The following is a 19677-nucleotide window of genomic DNA, read 5'->3' as shown; positions in this document are numbered from 1 at the left end:
ATGAAAAAATTTTACATCACTTTTATAATTTGCATCTTATCCATCTCGTTTGGTTTTTCTCAAGACTTAATGAAATTCACCTTGAAAGGAAAAATATCAAACGCTATTGATAGTACCGCAATAGAAGGAACCACCCTTTTGAATATAACTAAGGTAGATGGAACCATATCTAACAAAAATGGATTGTTTGAAATTGACCTTCAAGAAAGTGATACTTTATTGATCTCTCATATTGGATTTGAGTCTATCAAATTAAAAATTACTCGTGATTTGTCTAAAGGGACAGAGTTGAATATTGAACTACATCCTAAAATAGAAAACCTAGAAGAAGTGCGAATTCACAAATTGATAGGAGTTTTAGAAATAGACATTAAAAATGTACCTAAAGACAAATACAATAGGATTCATATTAACGGACTTCCCCAAACTTATGAAATTCGAAAAAACAACAATTCTGTTTCCGGTCTTAGTGTTGGACAAGCGCTTACAAATCCTGTAGATTTTGTGTACAATCTATTTGGAAAAAAGCCTAAAAAATTGAGAGATTTAAAAGAGTTGAAAGAGAAAGATGCAACCCGAGAAATTTTAACCAACAGATTTGATAGAGAAATAATCTTAGATTATTTGCAAATGGACACTACAGAACTTACCGAAACACTTTCTGAATGCAATTATTCTGCTTATTTTATTAGCAAAGCTACAGATTTACAATTGATAGAAGCTGTTTTGGAATGTTACGAAAATCACAAAGCGGTAAGAGAAGGAAACACCTCTAAACAAGAAACTAAAAAATAGATTCTCCGTTTAAATCAGTGGTCAACACATCGCTCATATAATCTAAAAAGGGTCTTACAGCTCTAAATGCATACAGAACATCATCATAAAAATTCACAGACAAAACTTCTTCGTCTGTGAATTTTTTTAGCAATAAGAAATCTTTTTTTCTTAGTAACTCTATCGCTTCATGTTCTTTATCAAATCCTTTGGGAGCTGTTTTTAGAGTTTCACCATTATGAAAACCACTAAATATTTTTTGAATCTCAACTGTATTAATAATGCTATTTAATTCACTGGCATCTGTTTCGATTTCCTTTCTAATTCTATACAAATCCTCTTTGTTTGGCTGCCAAAAACCACAAGCTATAAAAGAAGCTCCTGGTGCTACCTCTACGTGATATGCACCTCTTAACATTTCTGTAGCTCTTTTGTAACTACAACTCCTATAAATCTTATACGGTGATTTGTCTTTAGAAAAACGTACATCTCTATAAATACGGTATGCTTTCATTTCTTCTATATCATCATTTTCTTTCAACCCGTCCATTACTTGTGCAAAAAAAGATTTCATATGCGCATCTTCCCGATCAAACCAAGCTTTATTTTCTGCAAACCATTCACGAGTATTGTTTTCTTTTAACGAGTTTAAAAACTTAAAAATGGAAGCATCTATTTGTATCGACATAGTATTGTGATTTAGATTTTTATAAAAGTACAAAATCTTATAAAAAAAGTTGATTTTATGTAACCAAAGTAGCATTTAAAAAAACCAAAACCCGTAAATTTATTGATATTATTTTAAACAAGAAATCCCTTGTTTTATAAACCTTTTCTGTCTAAAATAAATTTAATTTTTAACACTCTAAGTCTATTTCCACATGGAAGACATGATTTTTTACGATCGACTGCAATTTGCCTTTACGATTACATTCCACTACATTTTCCCACAGCTTACCATGGGACTTTCTTTGATTATTATTTTATTCAAAGGGTATTATCTAAAATCCAACAACGAAATTTACAACGATGCTGCTAAATTTTTCATGAAAATTTTTGCCATCAATTTTACCATGGGAGTGGTTACCGGAATTCCTATGGAGTTTCAGTTTGGAACCAACTGGGCAAAGTTTTCTGAATTGACAGGAGGTATTATCGGTCAGACTTTGGCTATGGAAGGAACGTTTTCTTTTTTCTTAGAATCGTCTTTCTTGGCACTTTTTATTTTTGGTGAAAAGTTAATGGGACAAAAACTGCATTTTTTAACCGGATTTTTTGTCTTTTTAGGTTCTTGGGCAAGTGGATATTTAATTTTAGCCACCAACGCATGGATGCAACATCCTGTAGGATATGAAGTTTTAGCAAACGGAAAATTTGTCTTGACTCATTTTTCAGAACTTTTTAGCAATCCTTGGTTGTTGCCTGCTTTTTTGCACAATCAAATGGCTTCTTTAGTTACTTCTTCTTTTGTAGTTGGTAGTATTGGTGCATTTTATTTGTTGATTAAAAAACACGAAGCTCACGGAAAATTATTTTTAAAAACAGGAGTAATTATCGGATTAATTTCAAGTCTTTTGGTCGCTTTTCCTACGGGAGATTTAAATGCTAAAAACGTTGCCAAATACCAACCTGCAGCTTTTGCTGCCATGGAAGGAATTTTTGAAACCGAAGAAGCAGGTGCTGAAATTGTATTGATTGGACAACCTAATATGGTAGAAAAAAAACTAGACAATAAAATAGCGGTTCCTAACATCTTAAGTTTTTTAACCTATCAAGAATGGGACAAGCAAATTATAGGAATGGATCATTTTGACAAAAGTGAATTACCAGACAACATCCCTGCGCTGTATTATTCTTATCACATTATGGTAGGACTGGGAACTATTTTTATTGGAATTATGGGAATTTCCATGTTATTCTTATACCGAAAAAAATTGTACAGTTTTAAACCTTTGTTGTGGACTATCTTATTCTTAGTCCCGTTTCCTTTTATTGCCAATTTAACAGGTTGGTATGTTGCAGAATTGGGGAGACAACCTTACTTAGTTTATGGATTGTTAAAAACGGTTGATGGAGTTTCTCCTACCGTATCTTCAGGAAACACTTTATTTACCTTGTTAGGTTTTGTAGCACTTTACATGCTTTTAGGATTATTATTTTTAGTCTTGGTAGGAAAAACCATTTACCACGGACCTCAACATCAAAAACACTAAACTATGGAAATCTTTTGGTTTATTATTATAGCATTATTTCTAGCCATCTTTTTTATTTTGGATGGTTATGATTTTGGAACAGGAATTATTCATTTATTTTTTGCAAAAACAGACAAGGACAAAGAAGTAATTTCTAAAGCTGCTGGTTTATTTTGGGATTCTAATGAAGTCTGGTTGGTAGCTGCTGGTGGATTGCTTTTTATGGCTTTTCCTACTTTATACGCTTCAGCTTTTAGTGGTTTTTATTTACCGTTAATTATTGTGCTTTGGTTGATTATTTTTAGAGCCATTGGTTTGGAGTTAAGAAGTCAAATAGATCATCCTATTTGGAGAACTATTTGGGACAAAGCTTTTGGAGTTTCTAGTTTATTACTAGCACTTTTCTTTGGTGTTGCGCTTGGTAATGTTGCCAGAGGAGTAAATCTAGGTGGTGTAGAAAATGGTGTTTCTGCTTACGAAGCTCATTATTTCTTTTTACCACTTTGGAACCCTAGTTTTAGTCCTTCTACCACTCACCCTGGAGTGATTGATTGGTTTACCATTGTGATTGGAATTATTGCTGTGGTTACGTTGGCTATTCATGGTGCCAATTGGATTATTCTAAAAACAAATGCAAGCATCAACAACAAACTAAAATCGGTGATTTTTAATTTGAACATTGCCTTGGCTGTATTGACTATTTTTTCTGTCAGTATTTGGCATATTATTGAACCTCATCCTTTAGCTAATTATTTAGAATATCCTGCTTTTTTAATATTTCCTATGGTTTATTTTATTGGGTTGATTGGGACTTTTTTTATCAAAAAATTCAAAAAAGAAGTTTATGGTTTTGCTTGTTCTAGCATTATGATTGTAGGTGGAATTACCTCTACCCTAGCAACAATGTTTCCTGTTTTATTACCTTCTACCAACGACACCAATCCTGGGTTAACTATTTACAATACAGCTACAAGTCAATACGGAATGTCTGTTGCTATTCCTTGGATGATTGTGGGAATTGTACTGATTATTATTTATTTTTTGGTTCAAAAGAAATTAAATGCAGGTAAGATAGACGATATGGATTACGGACACTAGTTATGACAGAAACATCTATTTCTTTATTAAGCATATTGGTTGGAATTTTAGGAGCCGTTTTTTTAGGCTTTCTAAAATCCAACCTCTCTTTGGGTATTACAGCCAATATTATTATTGGAGTTTTTGCCAGTATTTTTGTCATCAAAAGTTTTGGTAGGCTTGGCTTTACGCCCAATGATATTATGATCCATCAAAAAGTAAATTATTTTTTGTTGGGAGTCAATCTATTTATTTCTATTGTTTCGGGAATGTTAGGTCTTTTTGTGATTGCCAACATCAAAAGAAAATTGCCTAATTAAACGGTTGCTTGTTTTAACTTTTCTTGCAATAACATTTTTTCCTGTTCATTTTTGGTCAATTTTATAGCCAATTGTAAATGAAATCTTTCTTTTTGATTGTCTAGCCCTCTATACAATTCTGCCAAAAGAGCTTGATACAGTGGATTTCCTTTCAAATCAATTTTGATGGCTTCTTTTAAAGCAGTTATTTTATCCGTAGCCATCGCTAAGGCATAGGTTCTGTTCAAAGCAATGATAGGTGAATATTCTATTTGCAAAAGTCTATTGTACAATTGTAAAATACCATTCCATTTTTCTACCTGATCTACCTTTGTTCTAGTATGCCAAAAGGCAATACCTGCTTCTAAATGATATTTTGATATTTGAGCTCCTTTAGAAGAAAGATTCAAATAGAATTCTCCTTTTTCTATCAGTTGATGATCCCACTTTGTTTGATCTTGTTTCTCGTAAACAATCTGTACTCCTACTCCATCAAACCTCGCATTAAAACGAGAGGAATGAAAACAAAACAATCCCATTAAAGCATTTACTTTGGGCAAATTGGTGCTTTTATTTTCTGATAAAATGTACAGCAAACGCATGGCTTCTACACATAACTCTTTGCTAAACGTGTTTTTAGCGGTAGATGAATAATACCCTTCGTTAAAAAGCAAGTATAAAATAGACAATACATTATCTAGTCTGGTTTCCAAATTTACATGAGATGGAAAAGACAAGTCAATCTTATTTTCTCGTAACACAGCTTTTGCTCTATACAATCTTTTGTTGATGGTATCTTTGCTGCTTAAAAGTGCATTGGCGATTTCATCAATACCAAAACCACAAAGAATTCTTAAAGCCAATGCTATTTGAGATTCATTACTATTGATAGGATTGCACACCGCAAACAACATTTGTAGTTGACTGTCTTGTATGTTTTCTTCAGACAAATCTAACTCCCATTCTGTACTGTTTTCTTGTGTATTTTGGAGCTCTACAGCAATTTTGTCTGTAAATAATTGAGTTCTTTTTAAATAGTCTTTGGTTTTATTTTTGGCGACTACATACAACCAAGCGGTTGGATTTTCTGGAATTCCTTTGAGTCCCCAAGTTTCCGAAGCCAATAAAAAAGTATCGGTTGCAATGTCTTCTGCAACTTCTATATGAACCAGTCCAAACAATTTACAGAGTACAGAAATTATTTTTCTGTACTCTGTTTTAAATAATTGTGGTATGAGTTCTTTTTCTTGCATAAAGGTTACGCTCCAAACTGCTGTAAATGATGGTCTAAATGTTTGTAAAACATATTGTTCCATTCACTAACACTTAATATTCCAAAAGAATGAGATTCTTTGTTATCAAAATAAGAAGCTCCCAATTCTTGAGTTTTTCTAATGTAATCCACCAAACGTATTTTTTCTGCTTCAAAATTTTTAGTTTCTTTGATGACAAAAGCAGGAGCTGTTTGTCCGTTCTTTTTATAAGGAACTTCGTTGGTTACTATTTTTTTGATGAACGATTTTAAAATAAACTTCATAAAAAAATTAGGTTGTTCATGTTTGTCCTCATACACCATTTCGTAAGTAACATTACAGTGTGCCAACATTTGTGAAACGTTCATTTTTCCCCATAGCACTTTTGTTTCTGGTTGTAAATGGTTGATTCTTTCAATTACTTGTTCTGAAACTTCTTTGGTAAATATATTGGGTAAAGCCATCTTGTTTTTTATTTAATTGATTACCATTACATCTCTAACCTCAACTTTTCCTCCCATCAAGAGCGTTGGACAACCTTCGGAAAGTTGTACAGCACCAGACAAATCCTCTGCTTTTACAATAATATACCCGCCTACAATTTCTTTTACCTCAGCATAAGGTCCATCGCTTACCACTCCGTTGGCATTTACCGTTTGACCTTCGTACCCCAAAGCATTGGTGCTAACAAATTTTCCTTGTGCTGCAATACCTCCAATCCAATCTTGCCATTGCTGTATCATGGCTTGCATTTGTTCTGGTGATGGTTTTGGCTGATTGCTTTGCTCGTTTCTAAAAATCATCATAAATTCTGTCATAATTACTATTGTGTTTTGGTTTATACTTTTATAACGATTGAGGTTTTTAAAATAGGACAGAGTTTCTTTGTTTTTTTAATTGTATTGTCCTTATGATGTGAGTCCGTTTTCAACATGTGACAAATGATGATTTCTATGCCAAGTATACCTCCTATGGTTATTGTTATTTCGATTGCTTTCTTAATCCAATTACTGCACTTGAAATATCTTGTTCTGCCTTTTCATTACTCCATTCTTCCCAAAATTTAATTGTTGCACTTTGCGGTTTAATTGTTGGCTCATCTATTATTACTCTTGTTGGTAGAAGCGAAGAATCTCCAACTATTAATGCTTCTCCAATATCAAGAATTGGTAAAACATCGGTTAAACCAGAAAGATTATCAGGAAGAAGCCTTTTTATAACAGCTTGGTCTTCTGCATTTGATAGCCTTAATGAAATAAAGTTATTACATTGACTTAAAACAGTTCTGTTTACTTCTGCTGGACGTTGACTAATAACAGTTAAACTAACTCCGTATTTTCTACCTTCTTTAGCAATTCTTTCAAAATTCTTTAAACCTAATTCAGAAGCGGAATCTTGACTAGTTCGTTCTGGAATGTATAAATGAGCCTCATCACATAATAAACAAATTGGATGTCTTTTATCATTAGTTGTCCATTGTTGAACTGTAAATACGATTCTGGCAACTAATCCTATAACTAATGGTAAAACATCTGAAGGAACTTCTGAGAAATCAATAACTTTTACTCCTGCTTTTTTGTCATTGTTATTTGAACCTTGCATTAATAAATTACACAATTTATTTAACCAATCAATTTCAAGTTCGTCATTTGAAATTTGAAACATAAAACCAAGTCTTTTATCTTGACTTTTAGCCTCTAACCGTTGAATAAATCTGGTTAGTTTTCCATTAAAAGGGCCATCTTTTTCTGTATTTGCTCTTGCTCCGGGAACTCTTTCTGTATCTAATCTTTTTATTTCATTCAATACATTTTCCATTTTGTATGGAATAGGACTATCAATTGTGATGCTATCTTTAAAAGTTGTATCTCCAATACTTTCTAAAAACTTAATTTTTTCGTTAAAAACTGTTTTTGAAAAAACCATAGCTTGATTAGGGGCATTACTATCACTTCTATCTAACAACATAGCTAACATCTCTTCATATGTTAAAAGCCAGTAGGGAAGCATAAGTACATTATTTTCAAGGTTTCCTGTCTTACCTAAATCGGCTGGATTTGCAATTTTTAAATGTTGAATTCCATCAGATTTAAAACCTTCACCACTATATTCTCCGTGTATATCAAATAAAAGAGAATTAGCCATTGGAAGCTTTGCAATTTGTTCTACTAATTTGGCTACACACCAAGATTTCCCGGAACCTGTGCTTCCAACAATTACTGCGTGCCTTTGAAAAAGTTTATCTCCATCTAAAAATGCTTCTGCATTTTCATCAATTGAGTATTTACCCAAAGATAGGGGTACATCATAGTTTTCTTGTGAAGATATTGTTCTCATAAATTTGGTGATATTTTCCCCATCAATGGGAAAACAATTTGCTTCAATTTCAGGCACTGTGTCTAAAGTCCTTTTAAATACATTTTCTTTTTCTCCATGTTTATCGATTAATGTTCCAATTAAATTTACTTTCAGGATGTTTTCGGTAAGTAAGAAATTTGTCATTCCTAAATCCTCGTTTACTGGGTTTTCATCATCTGAAACTTTGCGAGTAATCCGACTGATTATACCAATTAAATGTTGTCCAGCTTTTGAACTTTTAACTGCAATTAAATGATTTACTTGAAGTTTACGAAGTTTATCCAATTCATCAACTTTTACAATAATTGTTGCAGTATCAACACTAAAAACAGTCCCGATGGTTGCAGATTCTTCAAATGTAAATATTGCCATAGTGATATTTTATGAAATTATTAGTTTTATATATTCTCCCAATTCCCAATAACTAGTATCTTTAATTGTTACTTCTCCAAATTTGGAAGAAAAAATTCTTGTATCTTTTAAATTGACTTCTTCAATAAGCATATAGTTTTTACAATTATTATCAATAATTGCTTGCTTAGTTTTTGGGGTAAGTTCTTTAGTTATTACTATGATAGGTTTATTGTTCTTTATTTGTGTAATAAGTTTAGGCTGAACGTGAATGTCATTAAAACCATAACCAATACAAATGAAACCATTAGCTTGTTCAATTTCAGTATCCGCTTGTGTTAAAATAGTTCTGTAAGGTTCGTTATGTGTTTCAGAGTATTTGCTCAAACCTGGGGTAACTATCAGTGGTCTGTAATCTTGAGGAATATTTCGCCTATTTGGTAATTGAATATTTTCATCTTCTTTAGATTTAAACCAATCTAAAGAACCGTGAACTTTCCAGATATTCACTTGTCCTTTATAACCTTTTAAAGATCCTAAATTATTTGATTGAATACTGTTAGAAAAATGCCCAATAGGGTTTTGAGAATAGCCAGTACAAATAACAGCTTTAGCTAGACTTGAAGCGTATTCAGCAAGTCGGTCATAGTTTGTCGTAATAATACTAACTTTTTTACCTGCTGTATCTAAAAAATGTTTAATTAGATTAGCCAACGGAAAATTAGTGTGATTAGTTATAAAATTTTCATAAGCTTCTAAGTCAGCTTTATTTACTAACTCCCAAGTTTTATTTACAATTTCTGAAAGTACATTTTCTCCTAATTGAAGTTTTGTTAGTGTTGTCTCTAAGTCACCTGTTTTGTCAAATTCGTCAATAAATTCGGTGAACTGACTTCGGTCATTAGAATCAGAAAAACTAATTGATTTTTTTATATAATCTCCTAAAACCCACATTGAAGGAAGTTTAAAAGGAACAGAAGCTCCACTACCAAGAATTATAAGAGGAATGTTATTTGTCCAAGATTGGATTTGTTTTAGTATTACTTCTTTTTCCATTTAACATTTTTTTTAAATACAAAACATGATATCTTATAGAATTTACAAGTATCATTTCTCTACTAAAATAACACAAATCCACTCCTAAATAACAATTGTTAAAACAATACTTACAAACAAAAAAAGGAACAGAAGTTTCCTTCTATTCCTTTTCCTATATGGCAAAACTGTTTACTTAATAAACTATCTCTTCTTGCACATCCGTTAACGTTTTCATAAAAGCAATCAAATCTTTTATTTCTTGTGCTGACAAGTCTAAATTGTCAAAAGGCAAGGTTTGGTTGGGAACGTGAAAACCTAAACCTGCTCCTCCTCCTTTGTTGTAAAAATCTAGCACTTCTTCTAAAGTATTGTACACACCATTGTGCATATAAGGAGCTGTCAACTCAATATTTCTAAGTGTGGGAGTTTTAAACATTGTTTTATGATATTCTTGTTGGTACATGTGGTAAAATCCTAAATCGGGATCTAATTCTTGATTGTTTTTTGTTTTAGGAACACCAATGGCTTCTTTTTCCGTATCGCTATAAAAAGGAGGCACCGTTCCGTTGGTTAGCGGAATAAAGTGACAAGTTGCACACAAAGCTTTCCCCATAAATAGATTAAATCCTCTTTTTTCGGAAACTGTAAATGTGTTTTCTTCTCCTCTAATGTTTTTATCAAATTTAGAACTAAAACCGTTTAAAGTAGCTACGTAAGAAGCAATAGCTCTTACAATATCGTGGTTGCTTTCAGGTACTTTTCCATAGGCTTTTTTAAACAAGTTTACATAAGTAGTATCTACCAATATTTGATCAGAAAACTGATGAACTGTACTATTAAATTCTTTATCGTTTTGAAAAACATTGCTAATTTGCTCGTTTAAATTTCCTGACTTTCCATCCCAGAAAAATGCTTTTTGAAAAATAGAATTGATCAATGTTGGCGAATTTCGAGTCAATGGTTTTCCTGAGTTGTCTAAAGAAAACTGAAGTCCATCCGCATAGCCTTTTTTAGGATTGTGACAGCTAACACAAGACAGATCTCTTGTTTTTGAAATGTTAGCATCGTTGAACAATTTTTTTCCCAAAGCAATTTGATTGAAAGTAGCATTTTGATTTTTTGGAGAGGCAAAATGATTGACATCCCAACTATTTTCTTCAAAAAAAGTAGGAGCATCTAAATTAAAAGGATATACACCATTGGGTTGCCACAAATCGCTCTTTTTTCTAATAGTTACCCAAAGTCTTGTGATAGGATTTAGATGATTTTTGATAAAATCGAACTTGTTAAAAGTAGCAATATTCTTATGATAATCTATGGTTTGAATAGCTTGATGTATCGATTTTACAAAGGTTGTATCTAAATTTTGATCTTTACTTCGTATAATTGTTTGAATGCTTTTTTGATAAACAAACAACAAACTTTGTAAAGACGTTTTTGCCTCTGTAACACCCCACTGACTTACAGGAGTATCAAAACCCGCCATAGAAAAACTTACAATTCTAAGCAATTGCTGATGTGTGGACAGAAAAAAACGCTTGGCATCTAACTGATAGTACACCATTTCTTTTCTTACTTTTTCTAACGTTCCTTTGATAAAGTTTATATTATCCTTCCATTCTTGAGATGTTGTTTCTCCTAAAAAAATAGATTCTTCTAATGTTTGCAATCCTACGGGAGGCAATATTTTTCCACTATTTTCTCTAAAAACAGGCAAAGCAGGACCATTTACCCGATGTCCTGATTTGGGATTTAGATAAGACAAATAAGGCTCACTTTTTTTAAACGCTGTTCGTATGTTTTTAAAAACAGTAACGTTGTGTTTAGAGGTTCTGTCAATACTATCTAAATTAGCTAGCAATACAAGTGTACTGTCTAAATTATTTAGATAATATTGTTGAACCATGCTCCAATCTACACCCTGTTTAGGCTGTTTTTTTTGTTTGTATGAACATGCTGTAAACGTAAAAAGCAACATACTTAAAAGTCCAAATAATTTTAATTTCATCATGTAAAGGGGTTAAAAAAATAGTTCCCAAAAGAGAATTTTGGGAACTATTGTCTATTTAAAATTATTTAATTACTGAGGCAATCCTCTTAAAATTAGAATTTGAGAAGCTCTATCAGCCTCACCAGGTCCATCATGACCGTCTAACGCTTTAAAAGCATTGTCTTGCCAGTATTTTACCTGAATATTTAATAAGAAAGTTCCTGGTACACCTACTTTTTCAGACACGTCTGTTAACGCACCAAACTCTCCGCTTTCTACAATACTTAAACTATTATTTCCTAAAGATTTAACTTTTAGATCTAATACCGTTTTTACATTATCACCCGCTAAATCTGCTTGATAAATAGCCGCAGAGTGTCCTCTGTTCCAAGTTCCTCCATTAGGATCTTCTTGAATGTACACGTAGTTTTCTGTAACACAAATATTATCAGGACTTTGCAAAGGTCTTAAATATCCTTCTTTTCCTAAATCGCTATCGTTACCACTAATAAGTTTGGTTAATTTACCTGTTAACGGAGAATCTTCATCCAACTCTAATTTGTATACAGTTCCTTGATCGTTTACGGTTCCTCTACCTGCTCCTTTACCTGTTACAGCAAAATAAATATTACGAGCATTGGCATCGCTTCCTTTTTGGTAATCTAAATCTTCCATTCTTACAAAAGAAGTAGCAAACAACGTGTTTTTGTAATAGTTAGATGTTTCGTTAGTGCTTAAATTTTTAGCATTTGGAATTTCTAAAAATTCAATATCGTATGATTGTTTCAAATCAAAATCACTTTCATCATGTCTTTCTGCATCAGGAGCACTAATTACTCCACCAGTACCATCAGAAATTTGTTTTGTTCTTAACACATACACTTTTCCATTGGTTCTGTCTGCATCTCCATTTTCTGAAAAATACAAGATTGGTTGTCCACCATCTAAATCATTTCCTCCTAAAATTACTGTTTTTCCTGGGTAAGTATTTTTAGGTAATGGCACAGCATTTTCCCATAAGAAATGTCCTAATGCTTTGTTTCCGTAATCTCCTGTTGGGTTTGGAGTTTCTACTCTTGGATCCAACTCTTTTACCACATTACTAATAGATTCTTCAGAAGCAGACAAAAACACGTCTTTATCTCCACCGTGAATCTCTTTTTCCCACATGGTTCCAGAACATTGTCTAGAATAATCTGCCACCCCAGAGTTTAACAAATAATCACCCGAAAGAGGATTTAAATTATTGTCTAAACGCAAACGAGCTGTGGCTTTTGCATCTTCACAGTTTACTACATAAATAAATCCATCACCAGATGCTTCATGAATCAATCCTGCACCATCAACTGTACTCGCAATTTGAAAGTTTGATTCTCCGATAACATCTACAGAAGTTAACAAAGAATAAGCTTTTACTGAAGAAGAAAATTCTGGATAAATGTTTACCAACGGCTCAATAAGAGATTTGTTGTAAAACATTTCATTGTCTTCTAGAGTTGGAGTTAAATCTTGTCCATCTTGTCCGTCTTTTCCATCTTGACCGTCTATTCCGTTTTCTCCATTTAAACCATCTAATCCATCTTCTGAACAGCTAGTAGTTAATGTAGCTAGTGATATACACGCTAGTAATAAGGGTAATTTTAAAATTTTCATTATTTGTTGTTTTTTAAAGTTTGGTGGCAAATCTAATTTTCAACAAATGCTAAAAGGGGTAAAATAGTATCATTAAGTGTACTATTGCTTCAATTTATCGTTCTTATTATACAAAAAATAGTACTATACATACATTAACACTAAGCTAACATTCAGGTAGTTTTATATTTACAAAGTAGTTTTTAAAAAAACAATACAAAACAAAAAAGAGAAATCAGTTTTTAAACCCATTTCTCTTTTAAGTATCCTTTTATATTGTAATTAATACATTTCTTGGGGTACATCGGTTAAGGTCTTCATAAAAGTAATAATGTCTTTTATTTCTTGTTCAGACAAATCTAAGTTGTCAAAAGGCAAGGTTTGGTGTGGCACATCAAAGCCTAAACCAGCTCCACCTCCTTTGTTGTAAAAATCCATCACCTCTTCTAAGGTATTGTACACACCGTTGTGCATGTATGGAGCGGTTAAAGCAATGTTTCTAAGGGTTGGCGTTTTAAACATTCCATTATGAATCTCTTCTTCAAACACCCAGTAAAAACCTTTATCTTCATCTAACTCTTTATTTTTTCCTGTTTTAGGAACTCCTATAATTTCTTTTTCTGTTTCACTAAAAAACGGAGGTACCGTTCCGTTGGTTAAAGGCATAAAATGACATGTAGCACATAAGGCTTTTCCCATAAACAGGTTGAATCCTTTTTTTTCTGAGGGGGTAAATGTGTTTTCTTCTCCTCTAATGTTTTTATCAAACTTAGAACTAAACCCTTTTAAAGTAGAAACATATACCGAAAGTGCTCTTACTACTTCTTTGTTCTTTTTAGGAACCACTCCGTAGGCTTCTTTAAACAAACTATAATAGGTAGTGTCTTTTAAAATATTTCCTGAAAATTGATGTACTTGAGAGTCAAACTCTTTTTTGTTGGTAAACACGGAATTTATTTGACTTTCTATATTGGTGGCTCTACCATCCCAAAAGAATGCTTTTTGATAAATACTATTGATTAATGTTGGAGAATTACGCTCTAATTCATGTCCCATATTGTCTTTTCCTAAAGCCAAACCATCAGAATATGCTTTTGATGGTAAATGACAGGTAGCACAAGCCATATTTCCTTTGCTAGATAAATTTTTATCAAAAAATAATTTTTGTCCCAAAGCAATTCTTTCTTTGGTTGGATTTTTATCATTTGCTGCCAAAAAATGATTCACGTTAAAGCTATCTTCTTCAAAAAAAGTAGGAGCATTAAAATTGTACGGATAATATTTAGAATTACTTTCCCACAACTCACTTGTTTGTCTAATAGCTACCCAATTTCGGGTAATAGGATTTAAATAGTCTTTTATAAATGTATAACGATCAAAAGTTTCAAAGTCTGAATCTTGATGAATAAAGTCAATCGCATCTTTTATGTTCTCTACAAAAATACTGTCTAATTTTTTGTCTTTTTGTTGAATGATGGATTGAATAGACAACACATAAACATCTTCTAAACTTTTAAGAGACAAAACAGATTCTTGAATACTTGTTCCTGTGGTAGGAGTATCAAACCCAACCATAGCCAAACTAACCAAACGCATAATTTGTTGATGCGTTCCTATAAAAAAACGTTGCGCATTTAATTCTCTTTCATTTATACTATATCTTAAATTCTCAAAAAATCCTTTTTGAAAATAAATTTCTCTTTCAAAATCAGCTTTATGAATTTCATCTGCATAAATCGTTTCTTCTAATTTTTGCAAACCCATCGCTTGAATAACCTTACCACTATCATCCTTATAAAAAGGCAATGCGGGTCCATTAGCTCTATGTGTGGTTTCTGGATTTAAGACTCCTGCATAAGCTTCTGCTTTTTTAAACGAATTTCTTACGTTTTGAAAAAGTGTCTTTGTTTGTTGTGTTCCTAATCCTACTTTGTGTAAAGAATCTAACCAAACTAATGCTTCATCTATGTTTTGCAAATAATACGCATCTGCTTTTTCCCATAACTGATGGTAAGGTCTTGAGGATTCTACTGTTTTTTGATTTGAATTCTTTTTACAAGAAACAAATACAGATAACATTAAAATGTAGATGAATGGATGATAAATAAATTTCATGAAAATTAATATTGATAAAGACAAAAAGAGTCTTTGTCAGCTTTAACACCGACAAAGACTTTATATTATTAAGTATGTTCTAAAAACTATCTAGGCAATCCTTTGATGATGACAATTTGAGATCCTTCTAAGTAAGGTTCTCCTGAACCAATCCATGGGTGCTCTAAAGATTGAGTACCTCCATCAACACCTGCAAATTCAGTACTCTGCCAGTAGTGAGGTTGTAATGCTAACATAAATGTATCTGGTTCACCTACTTTGTCAGAAATATCTATTAAAGAACCAAATTCACCACTTACTCCAGTTGATTTATCAATTGCTAAATCTTGACGTACTACCAATTCTAATACTTTTTTAGGATTGTTTCCATTTAAATCAGATTGATAAATGTATGCTGCATGGTTTCTATCAAAAGAGTTAGGATCTTCTTGAGTATAAATATAGTTTTCTGTTACACAAATGTTATCAGGGCTTTGTAACAAATCTAAATTACCGTCTCCATTGTTAATTCCTGAAGTGTTACCACTAATTACTTGTGTTAACTTACCTTCTAATGGGTTGGTAGCATCTAATTCTAATTTATAAACTGTTCCCCAGTCATTGTAAGTACCTTTACCTGGTCCACGTCCTGTTACAGCAAAAAACACATTAGATGCATTTGCTTCAGCACCTTTTTGGTAATCTACATCTTCTACTCTCATAAAATGAGAAGCATTTACATCCTCACAAGCTGTTTCCATTTCTACTTGAGTTAAAGAAGCTCCGTTTACAATTTCTACAAATTCTGCATCGTAAGTCTCTTGAAAATCAAAATCAGATTCATCATAAGTTGTACTTGCAGCAGCATCTATTACATTACCAGCTCCATCAGAAACTTGTTTTACACGCAATACATAAATTTTACCACCCGTTAAATCTGCATCTCCATTTTCTGAATAATACATAATTACTTGACCTTCAGAATTAGAAGAATCATCATCTCCTCCAATAATAACTGTTTTACCTGCATATGTGTTTTTAGGCAATGGAACTGCATTTTCCCATTCAAACTCTCCCAATGCTGGTAAATTAAAATCAGCCGTTGGAGTTGCAGTTTCTACCAAAGGATCAATTCCTTTTACTTTAAAGTGAAAAGCTTCAGAAGCAGATAAGAATAAATCTTTATCTCCACCGTGAATGTCTTTTTCCCACATAGTACCAGAACACTGACGAGCATAATCTGCAACGCTAGAATTCAATAAATAAGTAGCATCTGTTATATTAAAATTTTGATCTAATGTTAGTCTTCCTACAGCAAAATGATCTTCAAAGTTTACTACATACTCATACCCAGTATCCGTCTTTAATAAACCTGCACCATCTGCACCACCACCAATTCTAAAATCTTCTCCTCCAAAATTTAATACATCGCTAGAACTTACCAAAGAATAAGTCTCAACAAAGTTAAACTGAGAATCCATAGCCACTAATGGCTTTAAATTAGATTTGTTTTCAAAAATGGTTTCAGTAGTTGGAGGTGTAAAATCCTGACCATCGGTTCCGTTGGTACCGTCTACTCCATTTTCTCCGTTAATTCCGTCAATTCCATCTTCTCCACAAGAAATTGCCATGGCAGCAATTAAAGCTAATGATGATAATTTTAATAATTTTTTCATTTTAAAAAAGTTTGTTTTGTTTTTGATACCACAAACTTAATTACACATCAAAACAAACCATGTAAGCTCACATTTAACAAATCCTACTCTTATTGTTAGTTGAATGTAAAGTTTGTTAACGAAACCTTACCCTAACAAATTTACAATTGTTATAAACTCAAATTGAGCAATACTTTAGCCATGTTAACCACCAATCAAATAGTATTTAGATTGAATAAAAACATTTACATCTGGCACAAAAAAAACTCCAAATAAAAATATTTGGAGTTTTGTAAGCTTAAAATTTTAAAGTTAGTCTTTGTGTAAAAATGATTGTTTTGCCAACAATTCATCTTCAGACTCTACTACTTCTTCATCAGGCACACAACAATCTACTGGACAAACAGCAGCACATTGTGGCTCATCATGAAAACCTTTACATTCTGTACATTTATCTGGTACTATATAGTATACTTCATCAGAAATAGGCTCTTGTTCTTCATCCGCATTTCCAGAGTTTCCGTTAGGTAGCACAAAATCTCCTTCCAAAGAAGTACCTTCAGAATATTTCCATTCCTCAGCTCCTTCATATATTGCATTATTTGGACACTCTGGTTCACAAGCCCCACAATTAATACATTCATCCGTTATTATAATTGCCATCGTTCTTTTTTCTTTAAATTTGTGCCACAAAAATAATACTTTTTGCATTCATTCAAAAACCACAAACTAACTTATAATGAGTTTAGATAAGAGAAAAAAAGCATTTGTAACTTTAGGGAAATTTTTACAACAATTTAAAAAAGATCAAATTGTAAAAAAAGACAACGTTCCACACAACGATTTGTTTTTTGATGCTTTTGCATTGCAAATAAAAAGAGCCGAAGAATACAACAGTTGGTTTACCCAAGAAAACGTTTTGTTTTCTATAGAAAGCTGGAGCAATGCTTTGACAGAATCCAATATAGAAAAGTGGCTTGAATCTTATAAAATTCCAGATACAGCTAACAAAACCATTGCCGTTATTATGGCTGGTAATATTCCGTTGGTAGGTTTTCACGATTTTTTATGTGTAGCCATCACAGGAAACAAAGTTTTAGCCAAACTATCTTCTAACGATAAATATTTTATTCCTCTAATAGCCAAATATTTGGAATATGTAACTCCTAGTTTTAAAGGATCTTTTACGTTTACCGAAGAAAAATTACAAAATTACGATGCTGTAATTGCCACAGGTAGCAACAACACTGCCAGGTATTTTGATTATTATTTTGGAAAATATCCAAATATTATAAGAAAAAGCAGAAATGCTGTTGCCATTTTAGACGGAAATGAAACGCACGAACAATTAGAAGCTTTGAGTGATGATATTTTTAGATATTACGGATTAGGGTGCAGAAGTATTTCTAAAGTTTTTGTTCCTAAAGGGTATGATTTTGACAACCTATTTAAAGCGGTTTACAAACACAAAGAAATCATCAACTATACCAAATACGCAAACAATTACGATTACAACAAAGCAGTCTTCTTAATGAGTCTTTTTAAAATTCAAGAAAATGGTTTTTTAATGCTCAAAGAAGATGAAAGTTATGCATCTCCTATTGCTTGCTTGTTTTATGAAACTTATGATGATTTATCTAGCCTAAAAAAGAAGCTAAAAGCAGATTCTGAAAAAATTCAATGTATTGCAACCGAGCTTTCTATTGAGGATTCTGTAAAATTAGGTACCACACAAAGACCTAAATTATGGAATTACGCAGATAACATAGATACTATTGAATTTTTGTTAATATCATAAAAAATCAATAAAAATAAATTGTTAAACTTAGAGCTAGAGACCTTAGAATTTTTAAATTTGTCCTTTCCAAAAATGAAACATAGAATGAAAAAACATAATTTTAGTGCAGGTCCTTCAATACTACCTCAAGAAGTATTTGAAAAAGCAAGTCAAGCAATTTTAGATTTTGAAAACACAGGACTGTCATTAATTGAAATTTCACACCGTAGTAAAGAGTTTGTAGCTGTTTATGATAAAGCAGTAGCTTTGGTTAAAGAAATTTTAAATGTACCAGCAACTCACGAAGTATTGTTTTTACAAGGTGGAGCTAGTATGCAATTCTTAATGACTGCTATCAACTTAATGAAAGTTGATGGAGGAAAATCTGCATACATCAATACAGGTGCATGGAGTAACAAGGCGTTAAAAGAAGCTAAAAACTTTGGAGAGGTTGTAGAAGTTGCTTCTTCTGCAGATACCAACCATAATTACATTCCTAAAGGATTTAACATTCCTAGCGATGTAGATTATGTACACTACACATCTAACAACACAATTTTTGGAACTCAGTTTAAAGAAACTCCAAAAACAGATGCTGTTTTAGTTGCAGATATGTCTTCTGATATTTTTTCTAAACCTGTTGATGTTTCTAAATTTGGAATTATCTATGCGGGTGCTCAAAAAAACTTAGGTCCAGCAGGTGCTACTTTGGTAATTATTAAAAAAGACATTCTAGGTAACACAGGTAGAACGATTCCTTCAATGTTGGATTATCAAATTCATATCAAAGGAGAAAGCATGTTCAACACGCCTCCTGTTTTTGCTATTTATGTTTCTATGTTAAACTTAGAATACATGAAATCAATTGGTGGTTTAGAGGCTATTGCTAAGAAGAATGAAGAAAAAGCAGCTTTGCTTTACAACGAGATTGACAACAATCCTTCTTTTGTAAACAACGTGGCTAAAGAAGATCGTTCTTTAATGAATGTAGTTTTCTTATTAAACGATGCTTCTAAAGATGCTGAATTTTTAGCTGCTTGTACAGAAGCTGGAATTAGCAACGTAAAAGGACACCGTTCTGTAGGAGGATTTAGAGCTTCTATTTACAATGCCATGCCTATTGAAAGCGTACAAGTTTTAATTGACGTAATGAAGAAATTTTAACGCTTATTTTAAGCAAAAAACAA

17 protein-coding genes are annotated in these 19677 nt (G+C 32.4%); 6 read left to right on the top strand and 11 right to left on the bottom strand.

Annotation, left to right across the window (positions count from 1 at the left end; all coding sequences use genetic code 11):
- Complete coding sequence (locus tag Q4548_RS10475) at nt 1–795, top strand: carboxypeptidase-like regulatory domain-containing protein (RefSeq protein ID WP_303454647.1); 795 nt, start codon at nt 1–3, stop codon at nt 793–795.
- Here Q4548_RS10475 and Q4548_RS10470 read toward each other — a convergent pair.
- Nucleotides 785–1462, bottom strand: coding sequence for a DUF2461 domain-containing protein (locus Q4548_RS10470; RefSeq protein WP_303454645.1), 678 nt, complete (start codon nt 1460–1462; stop codon nt 785–787). The two genes, Q4548_RS10475 and Q4548_RS10470, sit on opposite strands and share 11 nt — an antisense overlap.
- Nucleotides 1463–1655: 193 nt before the next feature.
- On the opposite strand from Q4548_RS10470, the gene Q4548_RS10465 reads away from it, so the two are divergent.
- From Q4548_RS10465 to Q4548_RS10455, 3 genes are read left to right on the top strand one after another with little or no spacing between them, the layout of a single operon-like run.
- Nucleotides 1656–2987, top strand: a complete 1332-nt coding sequence (locus Q4548_RS10465; protein ID WP_303454642.1) for a cytochrome ubiquinol oxidase subunit I — start codon at nt 1656–1658, stop codon at nt 2985–2987.
- A 3-nt stretch (nt 2988–2990) separates the two neighbouring features.
- Nucleotides 2991–4064, top strand: coding sequence for a cytochrome d ubiquinol oxidase subunit II (cydB, locus tag Q4548_RS10460; protein ID WP_303454639.1), 1074 nt, complete (start codon nt 2991–2993; stop codon nt 4062–4064).
- Between the two features lie 2 nt (nt 4065–4066).
- Nucleotides 4067–4363 (top strand): hypothetical protein, encoded by a 297-nt coding sequence (locus Q4548_RS10455; RefSeq protein WP_303454636.1) that lies wholly within the window; start codon nt 4067–4069, stop codon nt 4361–4363.
- On the opposite strand, the gene Q4548_RS10450 is transcribed toward Q4548_RS10455, so the two are convergent.
- The 10 genes from Q4548_RS10450 to Q4548_RS10405 form a co-directional block, all read right to left on the bottom strand.
- Nucleotides 4360–5658 carry an RNA polymerase sigma factor gene (locus Q4548_RS10450; protein WP_303454634.1) on the bottom strand — a complete coding sequence of 433 codons (1299 nt, stop codon included), beginning with the start codon at nt 5656–5658 and terminating at the stop codon, nt 4360–4362. The genes Q4548_RS10455 and Q4548_RS10450 overlap by 4 nt on opposite strands.
- On the bottom strand, nt 5601–6059 hold the full coding sequence (locus Q4548_RS10445) for a DUF1569 domain-containing protein (RefSeq protein ID WP_303454631.1): 459 nt from the start codon (nt 6057–6059) through the stop codon (nt 5601–5603). Before Q4548_RS10445 ends, Q4548_RS10450 begins: the two co-directional genes overlap by 58 nt.
- Before the next feature lie 12 nt (nt 6060–6071).
- Complete coding sequence (locus Q4548_RS10440; protein WP_303454628.1) at nt 6072–6413, bottom strand: YciI family protein; 342 nt, start codon at nt 6411–6413, stop codon at nt 6072–6074.
- Between the two features lie 163 nt (nt 6414–6576).
- Nucleotides 6577–8325 (bottom strand): ATP-binding protein, encoded by a 1749-nt coding sequence (locus Q4548_RS10435; RefSeq protein ID WP_303454625.1) that lies wholly within the window; start codon nt 8323–8325, stop codon nt 6577–6579.
- A 9-nt stretch (nt 8326–8334) separates the two neighbouring features.
- Nucleotides 8335–9360 carry an SIR2 family protein gene (locus Q4548_RS10430; RefSeq protein ID WP_303454623.1) on the bottom strand — a complete coding sequence of 342 codons (1026 nt, stop codon included), beginning with the start codon at nt 9358–9360 and terminating at the stop codon, nt 8335–8337.
- A 175-nt stretch (nt 9361–9535) separates the two neighbouring features.
- Nucleotides 9536–11353, bottom strand: coding sequence for a cytochrome-c peroxidase (locus Q4548_RS10425; RefSeq protein WP_303454622.1), 1818 nt, complete (start codon nt 11351–11353; stop codon nt 9536–9538).
- Nucleotides 11354–11422: 69 nt separating this feature from the next.
- Nucleotides 11423–12985: a hypothetical protein gene (locus tag Q4548_RS10420; RefSeq protein WP_303454618.1), complete on the bottom strand. Its 1563-nt coding sequence runs from the start codon at nt 12983–12985 to the stop codon at nt 11423–11425.
- A 261-nt stretch (nt 12986–13246) separates the two neighbouring features.
- Nucleotides 13247–15079, bottom strand: coding sequence for a cytochrome-c peroxidase (locus Q4548_RS10415; RefSeq protein WP_303454616.1), 1833 nt, complete (start codon nt 15077–15079; stop codon nt 13247–13249).
- 86 nt (nt 15080–15165) lie between these two features.
- On the bottom strand, nt 15166–16734 hold the full coding sequence (locus Q4548_RS10410) for a hypothetical protein (protein ID WP_303454613.1): 1569 nt from the start codon (nt 16732–16734) through the stop codon (nt 15166–15168).
- A gap of 291 nt (nt 16735–17025) precedes the next feature.
- Nucleotides 17026–17376, bottom strand: coding sequence for a 4Fe-4S dicluster domain-containing protein (locus Q4548_RS10405; protein ID WP_303454610.1), 351 nt, complete (start codon nt 17374–17376; stop codon nt 17026–17028).
- 76 nt (nt 17377–17452) lie between these two features.
- On the opposite strand from Q4548_RS10405, the gene Q4548_RS10400 reads away from it, so the two are divergent.
- Nucleotides 17453–18511 carry an acyl-CoA reductase gene (locus Q4548_RS10400; protein ID WP_303454607.1) on the top strand — a complete coding sequence of 353 codons (1059 nt, stop codon included), beginning with the start codon at nt 17453–17455 and terminating at the stop codon, nt 18509–18511.
- An 84-nt stretch (nt 18512–18595) separates the two neighbouring features.
- Nucleotides 18596–19654: a 3-phosphoserine/phosphohydroxythreonine transaminase gene (gene serC, locus Q4548_RS10395; RefSeq protein ID WP_303454605.1), complete on the top strand. Its 1059-nt coding sequence runs from the start codon at nt 18596–18598 to the stop codon at nt 19652–19654.
- Nucleotides 19655–19677: the final 23 nt, after the last annotated feature.

Source organism: Wenyingzhuangia sp. 2_MG-2023, from assembly GCF_030548295.1.
Taxonomy (GTDB): Bacteria; Bacteroidota; Bacteroidia; order Flavobacteriales; family Flavobacteriaceae; genus Wenyingzhuangia.
The sequence above is the reverse complement of the archived record's forward strand: the minus strand, read 5'-3'. Positions and strand labels throughout refer to the sequence as shown.

Coding starts and splice junctions, on each gene's coding strand:
- Q4548_RS10475 (WP_303454647.1), top strand. CDS start 1: ATGAAAAAATTTTACATCACTTTTATAATTTGCATCTTATCCATCTCG.
- Q4548_RS10470 (WP_303454645.1), bottom strand. CDS start 1,462: ATGTCGATACAAATAGATGCTTCCATTTTTAAGTTTTTAAACTCGTTA.
- Q4548_RS10465 (WP_303454642.1), top strand. CDS start 1,656: ATGGAAGACATGATTTTTTACGATCGACTGCAATTTGCCTTTACGATT.
- cydB (WP_303454639.1), top strand. CDS start 2,991: ATGGAAATCTTTTGGTTTATTATTATAGCATTATTTCTAGCCATCTTT.
- Q4548_RS10455 (WP_303454636.1), top strand. CDS start 4,067: ATGACAGAAACATCTATTTCTTTATTAAGCATATTGGTTGGAATTTTA.
- Q4548_RS10450 (WP_303454634.1), bottom strand. CDS start 5,658: ATGGAACAATATGTTTTACAAACATTTAGACCATCATTTACAGCAGTT.
- Q4548_RS10445 (WP_303454631.1), bottom strand. CDS start 6,059: ATGGCTTTACCCAATATATTTACCAAAGAAGTTTCAGAACAAGTAATT.
- Q4548_RS10440 (WP_303454628.1), bottom strand. CDS start 6,413: ATGACAGAATTTATGATGATTTTTAGAAACGAGCAAAGCAATCAGCCA.
- Q4548_RS10435 (WP_303454625.1), bottom strand. CDS start 8,325: ATGGCAATATTTACATTTGAAGAATCTGCAACCATCGGGACTGTTTTT.
- Q4548_RS10430 (WP_303454623.1), bottom strand. CDS start 9,360: ATGGAAAAAGAAGTAATACTAAAACAAATCCAATCTTGGACAAATAAC.
- Q4548_RS10425 (WP_303454622.1), bottom strand. CDS start 11,353: ATGATGAAATTAAAATTATTTGGACTTTTAAGTATGTTGCTTTTTACG.
- Q4548_RS10420 (WP_303454618.1), bottom strand. CDS start 12,985: ATGAAAATTTTAAAATTACCCTTATTACTAGCGTGTATATCACTAGCT.
- Q4548_RS10415 (WP_303454616.1), bottom strand. CDS start 15,079: ATGAAATTTATTTATCATCCATTCATCTACATTTTAATGTTATCTGTA.
- Q4548_RS10410 (WP_303454613.1), bottom strand. CDS start 16,734: ATGAAAAAATTATTAAAATTATCATCATTAGCTTTAATTGCTGCCATG.
- Q4548_RS10405 (WP_303454610.1), bottom strand. CDS start 17,376: ATGGCAATTATAATAACGGATGAATGTATTAATTGTGGGGCTTGTGAA.
- Q4548_RS10400 (WP_303454607.1), top strand. CDS start 17,453: ATGAGTTTAGATAAGAGAAAAAAAGCATTTGTAACTTTAGGGAAATTT.
- serC (WP_303454605.1), top strand. CDS start 18,596: ATGAAAAAACATAATTTTAGTGCAGGTCCTTCAATACTACCTCAAGAA.